17 protein-coding genes and 1 tRNA gene are annotated in these 19,144 nt (G+C 30.2%); 6 read left to right on the top strand and 12 right to left on the bottom strand.

What is annotated here, in order from left to right; translation table 11 throughout:
• Positions 1–10 precede the first annotated feature (10 nt).
• The 4 genes from L8X50_RS01575 to L8X50_RS01560 are packed head-to-tail and all read right to left on the bottom strand — an operon-like array spanning position 11 to position 5,891.
• Complete coding sequence (locus L8X50_RS01575) at positions 11–1,789, bottom strand: biotin/lipoyl-containing protein (protein WP_263660219.1); 1,779 nt, start codon at positions 1,787–1,789, stop codon at positions 11–13.
• Between the two features lie 58 nt (positions 1,790–1,847).
• Complete coding sequence (locus L8X50_RS01570; protein ID WP_263660218.1) at positions 1,848–3,182, bottom strand: sodium-dependent transporter; 1,335 nt, start codon at positions 3,180–3,182, stop codon at positions 1,848–1,850.
• Positions 3,183–3,191: 9 nt separating this feature from the next.
• Complete coding sequence (locus L8X50_RS01565; RefSeq protein ID WP_263660217.1) at positions 3,192–4,529, bottom strand: sodium-dependent transporter; 1,338 nt, start codon at positions 4,527–4,529, stop codon at positions 3,192–3,194.
• A 9-nt stretch (positions 4,530–4,538) separates the two neighbouring features.
• Positions 4,539–5,891, bottom strand: coding sequence for a sodium-dependent transporter (locus tag L8X50_RS01560; RefSeq protein WP_258108779.1), 1,353 nt, complete (start codon positions 5,889–5,891; stop codon positions 4,539–4,541).
• Between the two features lie 194 nt (positions 5,892–6,085).
• Here L8X50_RS01560 and L8X50_RS01555 point away from each other — a divergent pair, with 194 nt between their 5' ends.
• From L8X50_RS01555 to L8X50_RS01540, 4 genes are all read left to right on the top strand, one after another.
• The gene (locus tag L8X50_RS01555; RefSeq protein WP_012661906.1) at positions 6,086–6,409 is read left to right on the top strand and encodes a F0F1 ATP synthase subunit C; all 324 of its coding nucleotides are present in this window, start codon (positions 6,086–6,088) and stop codon (positions 6,407–6,409) included.
• A gap of 29 nt (positions 6,410–6,438) precedes the next feature.
• A tRNA-Leu gene (locus L8X50_RS01550) sits at positions 6,439–6,524 on the top strand.
• A gap of 30 nt (positions 6,525–6,554) precedes the next feature.
• On the top strand, positions 6,555–6,989 hold the full coding sequence (locus tag L8X50_RS01545; protein WP_263659757.1) for a hypothetical protein: 435 nt from the start codon (positions 6,555–6,557) through the stop codon (positions 6,987–6,989).
• 64 nt (positions 6,990–7,053) lie between these two features.
• Positions 7,054–8,349 carry a methyl-accepting chemotaxis protein gene (locus L8X50_RS01540; RefSeq protein ID WP_257928992.1) on the top strand — a complete coding sequence of 432 codons (1,296 nt, stop codon included), beginning with the start codon at positions 7,054–7,056 and terminating at the stop codon, positions 8,347–8,349.
• A gap of 11 nt (positions 8,350–8,360) precedes the next feature.
• Here the strand turns inward: L8X50_RS01540 and L8X50_RS01535 are convergent, their stop codons facing one another.
• From L8X50_RS01535 to L8X50_RS01500, 8 genes are all read right to left on the bottom strand, one after another.
• Entirely contained in the window at positions 8,361–9,524 is a 1,164-nt protein-coding gene (locus L8X50_RS01535) for a metal-dependent hydrolase (protein ID WP_263659759.1), read from the bottom strand.
• Positions 9,521–10,423: an NAD(P)H-dependent glycerol-3-phosphate dehydrogenase gene (locus L8X50_RS01530; RefSeq protein ID WP_133319694.1), complete on the bottom strand. Its 903-nt coding sequence runs from the start codon at positions 10,421–10,423 to the stop codon at positions 9,521–9,523. Before L8X50_RS01530 ends, L8X50_RS01535 begins: the two co-directional genes overlap by 4 nt.
• A gap of 2 nt (positions 10,424–10,425) precedes the next feature.
• Entirely contained in the window at positions 10,426–11,844 is a 1,419-nt protein-coding gene (gene gatB / locus L8X50_RS01525; RefSeq protein WP_263660216.1) for an Asp-tRNA(Asn)/Glu-tRNA(Gln) amidotransferase subunit GatB, read from the bottom strand.
• Between the two features lie 123 nt (positions 11,845–11,967).
• On the bottom strand, positions 11,968–12,648 hold the full coding sequence (locus tag L8X50_RS01520) for a F0F1 ATP synthase subunit A (protein WP_133319696.1): 681 nt from the start codon (positions 12,646–12,648) through the stop codon (positions 11,968–11,970).
• 62 nt (positions 12,649–12,710) lie between these two features.
• Entirely contained in the window at positions 12,711–14,219 is a 1,509-nt protein-coding gene (locus L8X50_RS01515) for a phytoene desaturase family protein (protein ID WP_263660215.1), read from the bottom strand.
• Positions 14,210–15,550: a DNA repair protein RadA gene (gene radA, locus L8X50_RS01510; RefSeq protein ID WP_263660214.1), complete on the bottom strand. Its 1,341-nt coding sequence runs from the start codon at positions 15,548–15,550 to the stop codon at positions 14,210–14,212. The genes L8X50_RS01515 and radA overlap by 10 nt, the downstream gene beginning before the upstream one ends.
• 3 nt (positions 15,551–15,553) lie before the next feature.
• A complete protein-coding gene (ftsY, locus tag L8X50_RS01505) occupies positions 15,554–16,420 on the bottom strand; it encodes a signal recognition particle-docking protein FtsY (RefSeq protein WP_133319699.1) in 867 nt (288 codons plus the stop codon).
• Positions 16,420–16,965 carry a TlpA family protein disulfide reductase gene (locus tag L8X50_RS01500; protein ID WP_263660213.1) on the bottom strand — a complete coding sequence of 182 codons (546 nt, stop codon included), beginning with the start codon at positions 16,963–16,965 and terminating at the stop codon, positions 16,420–16,422. Before L8X50_RS01500 ends, ftsY begins: the two co-directional genes overlap by 1 nt.
• Before the next feature lie 66 nt (positions 16,966–17,031).
• On the opposite strand from L8X50_RS01500, the gene L8X50_RS01495 reads away from it, so the two are divergent.
• Together L8X50_RS01495 and rny are read left to right on the top strand one after the other, a co-directional pair.
• On the top strand, positions 17,032–17,661 hold the full coding sequence (locus L8X50_RS01495; protein WP_263660212.1) for a 5-formyltetrahydrofolate cyclo-ligase: 630 nt from the start codon (positions 17,032–17,034) through the stop codon (positions 17,659–17,661).
• Entirely contained in the window at positions 17,585–19,138 is a 1,554-nt protein-coding gene (gene rny, locus L8X50_RS01490) for a ribonuclease Y (protein WP_263660211.1), read from the top strand. The genes L8X50_RS01495 and rny overlap by 77 nt, the downstream gene beginning before the upstream one ends.
• Positions 19,139–19,144: the final 6 nt, after the last annotated feature.

Genomic DNA, 19,144 nt, shown 5'->3' with positions numbered 1-19,144 from the left:
CTTTACCTCCTTATTTATAAGTCATTAAAGCTTGACCTTCACTTACGCTCTCACCAGCATTTACTAAAAGTTCTGCAATTTCTCCATCTTTACTTGCACTAATCTCAATTTCCATTTTCATAGCTTCAAGTACAGCTACAACTTGACCTGCCTTTACACTATCATTTTCTTTAACTAAAATTTTAAATACATTTGCATTCATACTTGCAACAATAGCATTATCATTTACTTGAGTTTTTGCAACTTTTGCATTATCTGCACTTACTTTTACAGCACTTTTAACATTAACATCTCTATCAAAACCTGCACTTACTTCTACATGGTATTTGTTACCATTAACTGAAACGGTAAATTGATTTTCATCGATAAGACTTGATTTTAATTTGCTATTTTTTCTAACATTAACCTTAGCTTCGCCTTTTAAGAAAGCTATGCCTTTTTCTTTACAAGCTGCAACGATAAAAATATTTTCTTCACTTGTTTCTAAATTTTCTTTTTCTAATAAGTTTTTAATATAAGCTATACTTTTGCTCTCATCAGCATCAGCAATATCTGTGGCTAATTTTGTAGTTGGTTCTAGTTTTAATTGCTCACTTGCAAGCTTAATTACTTCCGGATCTGGAGCAACGGGAGTTTTTCCAAAATATCCTAAAACCATTTTTCCATATCCATCTGCAATTTTTTTCCAAGGACCAAACGTTACATTATTAAAAGCTTGCTGGAAATAAAACTGCGATACAGGAGTAACAGAAGTACCATAACCACCTTTTTCTACTACTTCTTGCATAGCTTTTATAACTTGAGGAAATTTATCTAAAATATTATTATCTCTCATCATTTGTGTATTAGCAGTTAGTGCTCCACCCGGCATAGGTGAAAAAGGTATTAAAGGATTCACCGCCGTTGCTTCAGGTGGTAGAAAATAATCTTTTAAACAATCTTTTAACACTTCTTCGTATTTTAAAATTTTTTCTTCATCTAAACCAAGATCAAAATTGCTTCCTTTTAGAGCATGAAGCATTGTTAAAATATCAGGTTGAGAAGTACCGCCACTAACAGGAGCTGCAGCTAAATCTATACCATCAACACCTGCTTCTAAAGCCGCTAAATAGCATGCTATGCTTACCCCTGCGGTTTCATGCGTATGTAATCTTATATGCATATTTTCAGGCAGGTTTTTTCTAGCCATTTTAATAACTTCATAAATTTTATTTGGATTTGAAGTTCCGCTTGCATCTTTAAAACAAATACTATCAAAAGGAATTTGAGCTTGTAGAATTTCTTTTAAAATTCTTTCATAAAATGGCACATCATGCGCACCTTTACATTTTGGAGGTAAATCCATTAAAGTAATGGTAATTTCATGTTTTAAACCATGTTTAACTATACATTCTCCACTAAATTTTAAATTATTTACATCATTTAATGCATCAAAATTTCTTATTGTAGTTGTGCCGTGTTTTGCAAACATTTTTGCATGCAAATTGATAATTTCTTTACTACCTGTATCAAGTGCTACGGTATTAACCCCTCTTGCAAGAGTTTGTAAATTTGCATCTTTTCCAACGATGGCTCTAAATTTGTCCATCATTTCAAAAGCATTTTCGTTTAAATAAAAAAATAAACTTTGGAATCTAGCTCCACCACCAAATTCAAAATGCTTAATATCTGCTTCTTTAGCTGCTTCTAGGGCAGGAAAAAAATCATTCATTAAAACTCTAGCACCATAAACAGATTGAAAACCATCCCTAAATGTGGCATCCATCACATCAATTAACTTTTTAGCCATAATTTTTCCTTATTTTTACATCTTTGCAATTATAACTCTACTTTCTTAAAAAATAAATTTATAAAATTTGATTTAACATAATGATAATAATCGCAATAGGTGCAACAAATCTAAGTAAAAAATACCATACTTCAAAAATACTTCTACTCATAAACTTAGAAAATAAATTGTAAATTTTTATTTTTTCCACAAAAAATCCTACGAAAATAGCACTTGCAATAGCTCCAAGTGGGAGCATAAAATTAGAAGTTAATTTATCTAAAATATCAAAAAAACTTAAACCAAAAAAACTAAAGCTAGCCCCATAATTAGCACTAAAAGATAAAATACAACTCATTCCCAAAAGAAAAACCACAAAGCCTATAAAAACCAAAGCTTTTTTTCTTGAAATTTTATATTCATTTACAAGATAAAAAGTAAAAGGTTCTATCATAGAAACTGCTGAAGTAATCCCTGCAAAAAATAAAGCTAAGAAAAAATAAAAAGCTAAAAAATGTCCAAAGATAGCACCTAAATTAGAAAATAAAGTTGTTAAAGATATAAATACAAGCCCAGCTCCTTCTGCAGGATTAGCATTAAATTTAAATATAAAAGTAAATACAATAAGTCCCATCATCAAACCTATACTGATATTTAAAAGCACAATTATGGCCGAACTTGTAATTAAATTTGTATCGTCTTTTAAAGAGGCTGCATAAGTGGTAATACAACCTATACCTAAACATAAAGTAAAAAAAGCAAGACCTAAAGCTGTTAAAACAGAGTTTAAACTAAGCTTGGTAAAATCAGGATAAAACAAATAAACAAAAGCTTCCTTAAAACCATCTTGAAAAAAACAATATACTAGCATTAAAACAAGCATAATAAACAAACTTGGCATAATCCAAACATTAAGTTTTTCTATACCGCTTTTAACCCCTCTTGAAACAACAAACAAGGTAAGAAAAAAAGCAATTAAAAAATACAAACTACTTTCTAAAATACTATTTTGTATTAAATTTCCAAATAAAGCTCCTGCTTCTTGAGTATCACTAGGTAGATAATAAATCGAAGTTATCATATATTTTAAAACCCAACCCATAATAACAAGATAAAAAGATAATACAAAAATTCCACCGAGCATAAAAAATCCAGCAAATTTCCATTTTTGAGCATATTTAGTTGCTAAGCTTTTATAAGCATTTACAGGATCACTCTGACTTAATCTTCCCATAGCAATTTCAGCCAAAAATACACAAAATCCTATACTAATAGTCAAAAGTAAATACAAAAGTACAAAAGCAAAACCACCATTTTGGCCTACTAAGGTTGGAAATTTCCAAGCATTTCCAAGCCCTATAGCTCCACCTGCTACTGCTAATACAAAACCTATTTTAGAAAATTTATCATTCATTTTAATACCTTAGAAAAAAAGCTGTCTAGCCATAATTAAAATAACCGCTAATGGAGAAATGTATCTTAAAAAGATATACCAAATTTCAAAATATATCCCACACATAAATGGGTAAAATAAAGTTTGTAAAGCTTCTTTTTTAAGCACAAAACCCACAAAAAATGCTGTAATTAAAGCAGAAATTGGCATTAATAAATTTTGTATGAAAAAGTCTAAAATATCAAAAAAACTTTTCCCAAAGAAATTTAAACTTGATGCACTTACATGATAAAAAGAAAGTATAGATAAACTTCCAAGAAAATAAACAATCATACCCACAAAAACCAAAGCTTTTTTTCTTGAAATTTGATAACGATTTATAAGATAAAAAGTAAAAGGTTCTATCATAGAAATAGCCGAAGTAATCCCTGCAAAAAATAAAGCTATAAAAAAGGCTATGGCTAAAACATTTCCCAAAAATCCTAACTTTGCAAAAAGCGTTGTTAATGATATAAATATAAGTCCTGGACCTTGTTGAGTAGGATCGGCTCCGAATTCAAATATAAAAGTAAATACAATAAGTCCCATCATCAAACCAATGATAGTATTAATAATGATAATATTTAAAGCACTGCTTATAAAATTTGTTTTATCGGGCAAACTTGCTGCATAAGTTAAAATCACACATACACCCAAAGACATACTAAAAAATGCAAGCCCTAGTGCATCTAATATAGAATTAACACTTAATTTTGAAAAATCAGGTACAAATAAAAACTCACTTGCTTTAGAAAAACCATCCATACTAAAAGAATATCCAAGCATTAAAATAAGCAGTATAAATAAGCTTGGCATCATCCAAACATTGAGTTTTTCTATACCACTTTTAACACCTTTTGATACTACATAAAAAATTACTATAAACACAAAAGTAAAACATATAAATTGAGATAAAACATCATTAGAAAGTAAATTTCCAAAAATAGCGCCTGCTTCTTTTGTATCTTTAGGTAATTCAAAAAACCCAAAATAAGCATATTTTGCTATCCAACCTATAACAACACTATAAAAAGACACTAAAATAATAGCACCAAGCATAAAAAATCCCGCAAATGACCATGCCTTTTTATTTTTTGGCGCTAAAGTATAATAAGCATTTACAGGATCTTTTTCACTAAGTTTTCCTATGCTAAGTTCAGCCAAAAATATCACAAAAGCCACACCCAAGGTTAAAAGTAAATATACCACCACAAAAGCTGAACCACCATTGTTACCCACTAAAGTTGGAAATTTCCAAGCATTTCCAAGTCCAACAGCTGAACCTGCTACCGCTAATACAAAGCCTATTTTAGAAAATTTTTCATTCATCTTTTAACCTTAAAAAAATAATTGTTTTGCCATGATTAAAATCACAGCTAAAGGCGAGATATATCTTACAAAAAAATACCAACACTCAAAGTATTTACCCCTCATATAAGGATAAAATAAAGTTTGTAAAGCTTCTTTTTTAAGCACAAAACCTACAAAGATTGCACCAAATAATCCACCTAAAGGCATCATTAAATTTGAAGCAATAAAATCTAATATATCAAAAAAACTTTTTCCAAAAAATTCTAAAGAATCTTTACTCCACTCAATTCCTGATAAAATACACAAACTTCCCAAAAAATACACAATGAAAGCTATAAAAATCAAAGCTTTTTTTCTTGTAAAATTATAAGAATTGATTAAATAAAAGGTTAAAGGTTCTATCATGGAAACTGCTGAAGTAATCCCTGCAAAAAACAAAGCTATAAAAAAAGCCACAGCTAAAATATTTCCCAAAGGTAAAAAGCCAATTGGGTCAATATTTGAAAACAAACTCATCAAAGATACAAAAATCAAACCTGGACCTTGTTGAGCTGGATCTCCATTAAATTCAAATATGAAAGTAAATACAATAAGTCCCATCATAATACCAATAATAATATTAATAATGATAATGTTAATAGTGCTTGTAATAAAATTTGTTTTATCAGATAAACTTGCAGAATAAGTTATAATTGAACCCACTCCAATAGATAAAGAAAAACAAGCAAGCCCTAATGCACTTAAAAATGCTCCTACACTAAGCTTAGAAAAGTCTGGAGAAAACAAAAACTCACTTGCTTTAGAAAAACCATCCATACTAAAAGAATATCCAAGCATTAAAATAAGTAGTATAAATAAGCTTGGCATCATCCAAACATTGAGTTTTTCTATACCACTTTTAACACCTTTTGATACTACATAAAAAATTACTATAAACACAAAAGTAAAACATATAAACTGAGATAAAACATCATTAGAAAGTAAATTTCCAAAAATAGCGCCACTTTCTTCTATACTTTTTGGTAAAGGAAAAAACCCAAAATAAGCATACTTAACAATCCATCCTATTATCACGCTATAAAAAGAAACAATCAAAATAGCACCTATTAAAGAAAAACCAACTATAGACCAAGCTCTTTTGTGTTTTGGAGCTAAAGTATAATAGGCATTTACAGGATCTTTTTCACTAAGTTTTCCTATGCTAAGTTCAGCCAAAAATATCACAAAACCTACTCCCAAAGTCAAAAGCAAATATAAAAGTACAAAGGCTGAGCCTCCATTTTGTCCTACCAAAGTTGGAAATTTCCAAGCATTTCCAAGTCCAACAGCTGAACCTGCTACCGCTAATACAAAGCCTATTTTAGAAAATTTTTCATTCATAAAGATAACCTTAAATTTATAAAACTATAAAAATTTTTAATGTAGCTAAAAAAAACTTTAATTTATTTTAAAATATATAATATTAATTTAAATTTCAATAATTTTAAAGTTATATTTGTATATAATTTCGCTTTTATAAATCACGAGTAGGGATACGCAAGCCGAAAGGATTTAAATTTTTACAAGGAAAAACTATGAAAAAAATCGTATTTTTAATGCTAGCTTTAAGCGGTTTTGCATTTGCGGCTGAAGGTTCTATGAATCAATGGTTAGCTTCTTTTTCTATCTTAGCAGCAGGTTTAGGACTTGGTGTTGCAGCTTTAGGTGGAGCTATCGGTATGGGTAATACTGCAGCAGCAACTATAGCAGGTACTGCTAGAAACCCTGGTCTTGGTGGTAAATTAATGACTACTATGTTTATTGCTTTAGCGATGATTGAAGCTCAAGTTATTTATGCACTTGTTATTGCTCTTATCGCTCTTTATGCTAATCCATTCCAAGCATTAGTAGCAGCTTAAAATTTTCAAAGCCCTCTTGTAGGGCTTATGCGGTTATGGTGGAATTGGTAGACACGCCATCTTGAGGGGGTGGTGCGCTCAGCGTGTGCGAGTTCAAATCTCGCTAACCGCACCATTTTTATTTTTTAAGGATTATCAAAACAAAATGACTTTCTATATTTTAGTCAGTGCAATAGCTTTTTTAATTCTTTTTTTTGCCATAAAAAAATATACTCTAAAACTAGATGAACAAGCCTTACTTGAACCTATTAAAAATGATATTTATCCTGAATTTTGTGATCTAATTAACGAAGAGATAAGAAATATAAAAAATAATCTTTTGCAAAATACCTTTACACTCCAAGATGAAAATTATAAAGATGAATTTTTAGAGAATTTAAGCAATATGAGTAGAAAACTTAATCATATCCAAACAATGAATTTAAGTAAAAGAAATAATGCTTTGTGGGAAGAAACACTTTTTGGATTTTTAAAAGAGCTTGAAGAACTTAACAAACAATATCTAAATGACAATGAGAAAATTAACGATGAAATAAGAAATTCTCTCCAAGAAAAATTTTATAATTTAACAAAAAGCTAATATAAACAAATTATTTATTTTAAAAAGCACTATATAATTCCGAATTATTTTATAAAGGGGTTTTATGTTTATCAACAAGAAAAAAATTAATGAACAAATTACTCAATTAGAGCAATCTAATCAAACTTTTCAAGATATACTTAATGCTATTAGCAAAACTATGGCCATGATAGAATTTCAAACAGATGGAACTATTATTAATGCTAATGAAAATTTTCTAAAAACTATGAATTACTCTTTAAATGAAATCAAAGGTAAACACCATAGTATGTTTTGTTTACCAGAGGTTGTAAAGTCACAACGCTATGTTGATTTTTGGAGAGATTTAAAAAGTGGTATATCAAGAAATGGACTTTTTAGACGCATTGCAAAAGGCGGGAAAGATATTTATCTTGAAGCCAATTATCTTCCTATTTTAAACCAAAACAATGAAGTGTATAAGGTTATTAAATTTGCAAATGACATTACTCAAAGAAACTATGAAATGCTTGATCTAAAAAACACCATAGATGCTGCTAATCGTTCTATGGCTATTATTGAATTTAATCCTTATGGAGAGATTTTAAATGCTAATGAAAACTTCACTCAAACCATGGGTTATTCACTAAGTGAAATCAAAGGAAAACACCATAGTATGTTCTGCGAGGAAAAATTTAGAAATTCCAAAGAATATACAATTTTTTGGGAAGAGCTAAGAAGTGGTAAATTTCAATCAGGAAAATTCATACGCTTTGGTAAAAACAACAAACTAATCCATTTAGAAGCAAGTTATAATCCTATCAAAAATGATGATGGAGAAATTTACAAAGTTATTAAATTTGCAACAGATATTACCGAACAAGTTGTAAGAGATGAGGAAAAATTAAAGCTCATTAGTGAATTAGCTGAACAAAATGATAATCTCACTCAAGAGGGCGATAGTGTTATAGAAAATACGGTTCAAAATATTCAAGGCATTGCTGATATGATGAACAATAGTAGCAATCTCGTATCATCATTAAATGAGCAATCAGAAGAAATTAAAAATATTATTCAAACCATTAGCGATATAGCCGATCAAACCAATCTTTTAGCTCTAAATGCGGCTATTGAGGCAGCGCGTGCAGGTGAGCATGGTAGAGGTTTTGCTGTTGTTGCTGATGAAGTTAGAAATCTAGCTGAAAGAACTGGACATTCAGTAAATGAAATCACTACTACCATTAATTCTATCAGAAATGTAACAGCTGAAGTTGTACAAAGCATTAAAGATGGCTTAAGTGGCGTAAATCAAAGCGTGGATTTAGCCAAAGAAGCTAGAGAATGTATGGAAAAAATTAGAAATAGTTCAGCTCAAGTAGCTCAAGCTATGCAAGATAAATAAAAGTTTTTAGCTTAAAGGCTAAAAACTTTTCCTGCTATAAAACTTTTTTCTACCTTACCTTGCAAGATATCATTTGCATATAAACCTTCTCCATTAAAAGAAAGTTTTTCATCAAATATAACTAAATCAGCATCAAAACCAAGTTCTATTTTACCTTTATTTAATCCTAAAAATTGCGCTTGATTATAGCTTGTAAAATCACATAATTCTTTCCAAGTTAAGATACCTTCTTTTACTAAATATGTAAAACATAAACTCATATATATAGCTATGGCATTAACTCCAAAATCTGCTTCATCAAAAGCCAAATCTTTTTTAGTGTTAGGAGTATGCAAAGAACTTAAGAAAGTAATTTTCTTATCTTGAAGCAACTTTTTAAGATTTGTTGCCTCATCTTTTGTTCTTAATGGAGGTAAAATTTTTGCTTGAGTGTTAAAATTTTCACAAGTACTTTCATCTTTGATTAAATGATGGATTGAAATTTCACTATATTGATCATGCAATAATTCAAACGATCTTGCAATTGCTAAAGAGCTAAAACAAGCTTTGTTTTTATAAAATTCCACTAATTCTTTCATTTTTGCCACTTCACTAGTTTCAGCTATATCACTAATTCCTATAAGTCCTAATTCAAAGCTTATTTGTCCATCATTCATTACTCCATGATCGTCAAAACTCCCATCAAAACACTTTAAAAATACAGGGGTTGATTTCATATTGGCATATTGCATACATTGTCTTAAATAATTTGCTCCTAAAGTACTTGAAAGCTCTAAGCCTTTTGCGCCCATATCAATTAAGGTAGCAATATTTTTTAATTTTTCTGTTTTATCTAATACATTAATAGTAGGTAAAACATTAATATCTAAAGATTTTAATTTATCAAAATAAAGCGCATAGCCTTGAGTGTTAGCTTCTAAACTATCTTTTAAAACAATAGTCCCTACCCCACCTTTTAAGCATGCTTTTTCAAGATCATATAATTTATCTATACTAAATTCATTATCAAGCAAACTAACATTTAAATCAATAAACGAGGGAAGTAAAGTTTTGCCTTCTATATCAACAATATACTCATCATCATTTAAATCATTAGCAATTTGAGTAATTTTCCCATCTTCTATTTTAAGATCAAGCTTTTGCTCGCCATAAATTTTTGCATTTTTGATGATCATGATATTTCCTCCTTTGATGACATCAAATCTTTTAAAGATTCCCAAGCATTCTTACCCTCTAGCATTAAGACTACTTCGTTAACAATCGGGGTATAAATTTGAAATTGTTTCGATAAAGAATGTATAGCATAAGCAGTTTGCACTCCTTCAGCTACCTCGCCAAGTTCCATTAAAATATCTTTTATATTTTTGTCACTAGCCAAACTCAAACCTACTCTATAATTTCTTGATAAGTTACTTGAAGCTGTTAAAAATAAATCTCCAGCCCCACTAAGCCCTAAAAATGTTTCTTCTTTAGCATTAAAAAATTGTCCAAAGCGGTGCATTTCCACTAAACCTCTTGAAACTAAAGAAGCTCTTGCATTATTGCCTAAATTTAAACCATCGCAAACTCCACTTGCAATTGCTAAAACATTCTTATATGCACCACAAATTTCAGCGCCTTTAACATCAGAACTTGTATAGGTTTTAATATAATTTGGAAAAAAACTTGCAAATTGATTACAAAGCTCTTGATTTTTACCACTAACAACCAAAGCACAAGGTTTTTTTTCTAAAACTTCACTTGCAAAAGAAGGACCACTTAAAAAACAAAGTCTATCACTACTTATGAACTCACTAAAAACCTCATCCATAAATTTTAAACTTTTACAATCAATACCCTTAGAAGCTACAAGAATTTTTTGATTTAAATCTTTAAAATTATTTGCAAGCCATTCATGCATTCCTTGAGCATATAAAGCAAAAACTAAATATTCATATTCTAAAGCTTCTTTGGTACTAACAAAATAAGAAAGATCTTTTTCATGAAAAGAAGTTATTACGCATTCATTTTTAACGCTCAATGCATCATATAAAGCACTTCCCCATTTTCCTGCACCAACAACTGCTATTTTCATATTTAACCAAGTTTTGCTTTTAAAATTTCATTTACCTTAGCAGGATTAAATGCACCCTTACCTGCTTTCATTGCCTGACCGACAAAGAAACCAAAAAGTTTATCTTTACCACTTTTATATTCAGCTACTTTATCTTCATTGTTTGCTAAAATTTCATCAATAATCTTTTCAATAGCACCATCATCACTTACTTGTTTTAAACCAAGTTTTTCAATAGCATCATCAATTTCAACTTCTGTATTTTCAAATACATAAGCTAAAATATCCTTACCTGCTTTAGCGCTAATAACACCTTCTTCTATACGTTTGATCAAAACAGCTAATTTTTCTTGTTTTATAGGTGAGTTTTCTATAGTCAATTCGCCTTTTAGAAGCCCCATTAACTCTGTCGTAAGCCAAGTAACACAAAGTTTTGGATTTAATTTTTGATTAATTAGATACTCAAAATATCTACAAAACTCTAATGAAGAAACAATCACTTCACTATCACTTTCTTTAATGCCCAATTCACTCACAAATCTAGCTTTTTTCTCATCAGGAAGTTCAGGTATATCTTGATTTAGCATTTCATCATCTAAAATTACAGGTAAAAGATCAGGATCAGGGAAATATCTATATTCAGCAGAATCTTCCTTACCTCTCATACTTCTAGTAACTAAATTAACCGTATCAAATAATCTTGTTTCTTGCACAACTTCTTGATCGTATTTTCCATCTTCCCAAGCTTCACTTTGGCGTTTTACTTCATACTCAATCGCCTTTTGAATAAAACGGAATGAATTTAAATTTTTAATCTCCACTCTAGTATAAAGCTTATCATCACCCTTTGGACGAATACTAACATTAGCATCACATCTAAAACTACCTTCTTGCATATTTGCATCTGAAATATCTAAAAATCTTATAATAGAATGTAATTTTTTCAAATAAGCCACTGCTTCATCGGAACTTCTAAGTTCAGGTTCACTGACAATTTCAAGCAAAGGCGTGCCTGCCCTATTTAAATCTACTTTTGAAAAATTACTCTCATGTATATTTTTTCCTGCATCTTCTTCTAAATGAGCCCTAGTGATACCTATGCGTTTATTTTCTCCATTTACATTGATAAATAACTCACCATTTTCCACTATAGGAATATCAAATTGCGAAATTTGATAAGCTTTTGGTAAATCAGGATAAAAATAATTTTTTCTATTAAAAATACTTTTTTTATTTATAGTTGCATTAACTGCTTTTCCAAATGCTATGGCTTTTTTTACCGCTTCTTGATTTAATACAGGTAAAGCACCTGGTAAAGCTAAACATGTTGGGCATACATTAGTATTTGATTTTTCTCCAAAAGAAGTCGCACATGAGCAAAAGATTTTTGTTTTTGTATTTAATTGTGCATGAACTTCAAGTCCTATAACAACTTCAAACATTAAAATTTTCCTTAGAATTTTTTGTTTATTCTAGCGTTTTTTATTTCAAAAAGAGTTTAAAAAAGAATAAAAGAAGAAGATTAAAAAAGAAAAAAGCAAAAAATATTTTTTGCTTTTTAAAAATTAATGATGCTCATCAACTACAGTTGCACCTGCTAAATAAACATAAGTTAAAATCATAAAAATAAAAGATTGTAAAAATGCCATAAAAGTTAAAAGCATATAAGCAGGCAATGGCGCAACCCAAGGCACAAGAGCTAAAATAACTGCTAAGAATAAATCATCTCCCTTGATATTACCAAATAAACGGAAAGATAAAGAAATAACTCTTGAAAAATGAGAAACCACTTCTATAGGAAACATCAAAGGTGCTAGAATTTTCACAGGTCCCATGAAATGTGCAAAATACTTAAAAAATCCTTGAGTTCTAATACCTTCAAAATGATAATACACAAATACTATAATAGCCAAAGAAGCACTAAAATTTAAACTTGCTGTTGGAGCTTCAAAACCAGGGATGATTCCTATGATATTACTAAAAAATACCATAAAACCTATAGTTGCAACTAAAGGTAAATATTTTCTAGCAGCTTCATCGCTACCCATAGTATCCCTACCCATGCTTAAAATGCCTTCCATATAAGCTTCAGCCAAATTCTGACTACCTCTTGGGACAATTTGCATAGATCTTGTAGCAAGTTTTGCTAAAATCAAAGAAATCACAACCACTATACCCAAATGAAAAAAGTATGCAAAAGTGTGGCTAGAATCTATAAAAGAACTAAATAAAAATAAATCTTTCATTAAAAATCCTTAGCAGAATAAATATTTCAAAGCTAATATTATAAAAAAAAATTGCTTATATTTTAATGAAAATTCATTTTATTAGCGCAAAAATATCCACCCAAAATCGCACCTGTAAAACCACCTCCAGGAAATATAAAAGCATTAGCAAAATATAAATTTTCTATACTTTTACTTTTATAATGTAATCTGTATTTAACCCCTTCTTGATCTTGAGAAAATCCATAAATTGTACCCTCGTAAGCTTTAGTATATCTTTGTATAGTTTTTGGCGTGGCTAATTCTTGATGGATTAAGTGTGAACTTAAATTTGGAAAAATCTCATCAAGCCTTTGCACTATGGCTTTTAATACTTCTTCTTTTTTAGTTTTATAATCTTGCTTATTTAAATCCCATTCGCTATAATTTGAACTAAAAGCTACAACACCTATATATTTATCGCTAGCCAAGCCACTATCAACCTTAGAATAATTCACAAAAGCCATAGGCCTTTGTTTAATATCTAGTTTTAAAATATTAGTGTTTTCATATGAGCTATTTAAAAAATCATCTTCGAATATAAAATTACAATAATCCATATTTTCATAAATTTTAGAAATATCTTTATCATAAATAAAATAAGCGCTCACTAAAGAACAAGCACGCTTTTTAGATTCTATTGCTTTGATTTCTTGGGTTAAATTTAAATCTTTAAGCAAGTCTTTATATACGATTAAAGGATCGCAATTTGCGATAATATTTTGCGCATGGATGGTATATTTTTGATTATTTTGAATGTATTCTACTCCATAAGCTTTTTGTTCTTTTGTGAGTATTTTAACAACTTCAGCCTTAGCTAAAACCTGCCCTTGATTTTCTTTGATAACCTCAGCCAAAGCATCACTTAAAGCTTGCGAGCCACCTTTAATATACACCCCACCATCATAATAATGCTTTTGAGCAATGCCATGAAAACTGAAAATAAATTCTTTACTATCATGATGATAATAACTCATATTTGCATTTAAAATCTTTTTTAGCTTATCATTTTTAATATAAGCATTTAAAACATCATAAACTTTTTTATTAAACAATCTATTTTTAATAAATATCCAAGCAGTGTCAAAAGGAAACAACAATAACTCACTTAATTTTAAATCCCAAGGAAATCTTCGAATAGCATAAGCTTGCGTTTTTATAGCTTTAAAATATTTATCTATACCTTTGCACTCTTGCGGAAATTCTTTTTTCAAAACTTCTTTTACTTTTTCTATACCATGAGGTAAAGTTAGATTATAATTTTTACTTTTAATACTCCATGCACTTGGTAAAGGTAAAATTTGAATTTTATTCTTTATACCAAGCTTATCAAAAACCAAATGCTTCATATCAGTTTTTGCTTCACCTAGGTCCATCTCATGAAGTCCCGCATCAATCAAAGCGCCTTTTCTTTTAAAACAAGTAGCACAACCACCAATTAAAGAATGCTGTTCTAAAACTAAAACCTTTTTTCCATTTTTAGCTAAAAAAGCGCCTGCACTTAAGCCTCCAAGTCCCGAACCTATAATGATTACATCAAATTTTACATCCATTCTAAAACCTCACGCAATTCTTTAGCTACAAAACATTTTAAGCCAAGTTCCTCCATAGGTTTTACAGGCACTATGGCATTTTTAAATTTTTGCATTTTAGCTTCTTTTAAACGCACATCAAGTGAAAATACTTCTTTGATTTCACCATTTAAACTAAGCTCACCCACAAAAACACTATCTTTGCTTAAAGGGCGGTTTTTAAAACTTGAAATAATTGCTGCAACCACCGCTAAATCTGCTGCAGTTTCACTGATTTTTACCCCACCACTTACATTAATAAAAACATCATAATGCCCCAAGGGAATTTCAAGCTTTCTCTCTAGTAAAGCTATGAGCATATCTAAACGATTTTTTTCATAGCCTGTTGCACTACGCTTTGGATAAGCACTCTCACAAACTAAGGCTTGAATTTCTAGCACTAAAGCTCTGCTTCCTTCCATCACTACACTCAAAGCGCTACCACTTACTGCCTTACCACGCGTAAAAAATCTATTAGCTATATCTTTAGCACTAATCAAGCCTTTGGAAGTCATTTCAAAAATACCAACTTCGGAAATATTTCCAAAACGATTTTTAAAGCCTCTTAAAATTCTTATTTCTTTATTGGCATCGCCTTCAAAATAAAGCACTACATCTACCATATGCTCTAAAATTCTAGGTCCAGCTATAGCCCCATCTTTAGTGATATGTCCTATGATAAAAGTGCTAATATTATTGGCTTTAGAATAGCGCATCAACTCAAAAGTAATTTCTCTAACTTGAGTGATACTACCTGCTGCTGAAGTAATTTTATTAGAATATAAAGTTTGAATAGAATCAATAATTAAAATTTCATAATCTTTTTTAGAAAGCTCACTTAAAATATCTTCCAAGCAAAGCTCAGTAAGTAAAAATAAATTCTCACAATTTGCATTTAAACGATCTGCACGCAGTTTGATTTGAGATTTACTCTCCTCGCCACTTACATAAAGTACTTTTTTACCACTTTTAGCCAAATTCGAAGCAATTTTTAATAAAAGTGTGGATTTTCCAACCCCAGGTGAACCCCCAATTAACACCAAAGAACCCACAACAAGCCCACCACCTAAAACTAAATCAAGCTCATTATCATCAGTGCTAATGCGTGTGAAATTTTCTGCTATAACATCATTTATACATACTGCAGAACTTGGGGCGTTTGAGAGTGAATTTAACTCTTTTAAAACCTTAATTTGTTCTTGCTTTAGCTCAACAAAACTATCCCAAGAACCACATTCAGGACATTTGCCTAGCCATTTACTTTGTTGATTTCCACAAGCTTGACATTCAAATAAAATGTGTTTTTTAGCCATAAATTAAGCAAAAATCTCTTCAACTAAAGTTTTAACATATTCACTAGGGTTAAACTCATGAATTTGTCCTAATTGCTCCCCTACTCCTACATATAAAATAGGAAGTTCAAGCTCTCTTGCTATGCTAAATAAAGCTCCACCTTTGGCAGTTCCATCAAGTTTTGTAATAATCACTCCATCAAGTTTTACTAAATCATTAAAAGCTTTTGCCTGCAAAATTCCTGCCACACCTTGAGTGCCATCAAGTACAAGGATTTTTCTATGAGGAGCTCCTTGCATAGCTTTATCACTTATGCGGACAATTTTTTCAAGCTCATTAGCAAGATTTTTTTGATTTTGCAAGCGTCCTGCTGTATCTAAAATAACCCTATCATAGTTTTTTGCCAAAGCTTTAGAAATAGCATCATAAGCAACTGCCGAAGGATCATGTCCTTGTGAAGTAGCTATGATATCTATATTTAATTTTTGTGCCCATAATTTTAACTGCTCTATGGCTCCTGCTCTAAAAGTATCACAAGCCCCAAGTATAACTTTTTCACCATTTTCTTTATGCAAATGTGCCATTTTAGCAATGCTTGTGGTCTTACCTACCCCATTTACACCTAAAATCAAATCCACAAAAGGCTTAGCATTAGCAAGTTCTGGCTTATCATAAATAAAATAAGTCCCCATAACACGCTCTAAATCAGCCTTTTTAACCTCATCACTTGGAGGAAGATAGTAAATAATCTCTTCAACTATCTCATACGCCACATCAGCTTCTAAAAGCATTTCTTCAAGCAAATCTTTAGTAATGATTTTATTTGAAGCCTTAACTAAATGAATACTTTCTAAGGTTTTTTTCAAACCATTTTTTAAAAATCCAAACATTACATTATCGCTTTTTGTATATCTATATCTAACATTTCTTCAGGAATTAAACCTAAATACTCTTTAACTTTTTCACCCTTTGCATTAAATAAAACCATTGTTGGAATAGAGCTGATATTTAAAACTTTAGCAAAAATAAAACTATTCTCTCCTAAAACCGAAGAAAAATTCATCTTTTCTTTTTGTATAAACTCCAATAATTCTTGTTTTTTATCTTCTTCTAAAAAAAGCGCTATGACTTCAAATCTATCTTGATATTTTTTATTTAAATTATTTAAATGTGGAATTTCAGCTTTGCATGGCTCACACCAACTTGTAAAAAATACAAACAACTTAGCTTTTGCTGTATCATCAAAATTAAATTCTTGTTCATGGTATTTCACATACATTTTTCTACCATCTAAAAATTTCAAAGTAAAATCAGTATTTTCACTTTGACTTAAACTTGCATTATCAGTATTTTCATTACTAGAATTTTCTTTATCACTTGAGCATGAAGTAAAAAAAATCATAGCAAAAATTGCTAAAAAAATTTTAAATTTCAAGTCATATCCTTATGATTTTTTAAGCTTAAAAGTATAACATAAAAAGTTAAAAAACCAAGGAAAGCTTTGATAAAAAATGACTTTAGAATAAAACAGAAATTTAAAATGAAATTAAAACTAAAATTTCAATACAAAAGAGATTTTTTAGTTTTTCAAGAAGTAAATAAAATTTTAAAATCTTGTAAAAATTATAAAAATATCCTTATATATATTCCTTTAAAATATGAAATTAATCTTTATAAATTCAGACATTTTTTAACAAAAAAATACCGAATTTTTGTTCCATTTATGCAAGATAAAAGTTTAAAGGTAGTAAAATTAAGGTTAACTCTTGATAAAAAGAGTTTTGGGGTATATGAACCAAAAGATTCTTTTTTGCAAACTCGTATAGATGTTGCAATCATCCCTGTTATAGGAGTAGATGCAAAATTAGGAAGAGTTGGTCATGGCCAAGGATTTTACGATAGGTTTTTTGAAAATATTTCTTATAAAAAACCTTTAGTTATTTTCACACAAATGATGGATGCAAAATCTCATCAAATTTTTAGTCAAGACCATGATATAAAAGGAAATTTTTATATAAACCCATATAAAAAATATTTTAGGAAAGTTAAAAACAATGATAGAAATATTAGTCGCATTAATAGCCGTTTTCATAGGCGGAGGGATTGGATATATAGTCGCCAAAAAGATTAATGATGCAAATTTCAATATCTTTTTAGAGCAAGCAAAAGCAAAAGCAAAAGCCATTGAATATGAAGCTGAGCTAACACTTAAAGATGCTAAAAATTCAGTTGCTGAGGCTGAATTTGCAGCAAAGAAAAAATTTGATGAAAAAATTCAAAAACTGCAAAAAGAGCATTCTATTAAGCTAGAAGAACTCAATAAAAAAGAACAAAACCTTCATTATCAAGAAAAACTTCATGAAGAAAACAAAAACAAATTAGCAAAAGAGCAGCAAACTATAAAAGCTTTACATGAAGAAAATGAAAATTTAAAACAAAGCTACGAAACAAAGTTAAATGATGTTTTAAAAATTCTTGAACATTCAGCTGGTCTCACACAAGAAGAGGCAAAAAGTATAGTCTTGCAAAAAGTAGAAGAAACCTCAAGAGCTGAAATTGCTCATATTGTTAGAAAATACGAAGAAGAAGCTAGAAATGAAGCCAAAAGAAAGGCTAATTTTATCTTAGCACAAGCTACTTCAAGATTTGCAGGAGAATTCGCTGCTGAAAGGTTGATCAATGTAGTAAATATCAAAAATGATGAGTTAAAAGGACGCATTATAGGCAAAGAAGGGAGAAATGTTAAAACCTTAGAAATGGTTTTGGGTGTTGATATTATCATAGATGATACGCCTGGAGCAATTATAGTAAGTTGTTTTAATCTTTATAGACGCGCCATTGCTACAAAGGTGATTGAACTTTTAGTTGAAGACGGTAGAATACAACCTGCAAAAATAGAAGAAATTCATGAAAAAGTTTGCAAAGAATTTGAAGATAATATCTTAGAAGAAGGTCAAACTATAGTAATGGATTTAGGACTTAATAATATCCATCCTGAAATTGTTAAATTAATAGGAAAATTAAGATATAGAGCAAGTTATGGACAAAATGCTCTAGCACACTCTTTAGAAGTAGCGCATTTAGCTGGAATCATAGCAGCTGAGTGTGGTGGCGATGAAAAACTAGCAAGAAGAGCTGGAATTTTACACGATATAGGCAAGGCTTTAACGCATGAATTTGAAGGTTCTCATGTAGATTTAGGAGCTGAACTTTGCAAAAGATACAAAGAACATCCTATAGTGATTAATGCGATTTATGCGCACCATGGACATGAAGAGGCTACAAGTATAGAATCAGCTGCAGTTTGTACAGCAGATACACTAAGCGCTGCACGCCCTGGAGCAAGGCGTGAGGTGCTTGAGGCCTTCTTGAAACGAGTTAGCGAACTTGAAGATATAGCAAAAAGTAAAGAAGGGGTTAAAAAAGCTTATGCTATTAATGCTGGTAGAGAAATTAGAGTTATTGTTAATGCAAAATTAGTCAATGATGATGAATCTGTGCTTTTAGCTAAAGAAATAGCTGAAGAAATTCAAGAAAAAGTTCAATACCCTGGTGAAATAAAAGTTAATGTCATCAGAGAGCTTAGAGCTGTTGATTTTGCAAGATAAGGTTTT

The sequence above is a fragment of the Campylobacter sp. CNRCH_2013_0898h genome, assembly GCF_025772965.1.
Classification (GTDB): domain Bacteria; phylum Campylobacterota; class Campylobacteria; order Campylobacterales; family Campylobacteraceae; genus Campylobacter_D; species Campylobacter_D lari_D.
The sequence above is the reverse complement of the archived record's forward strand: the minus strand, read 5'-3'. Positions and strand labels throughout refer to the sequence as shown.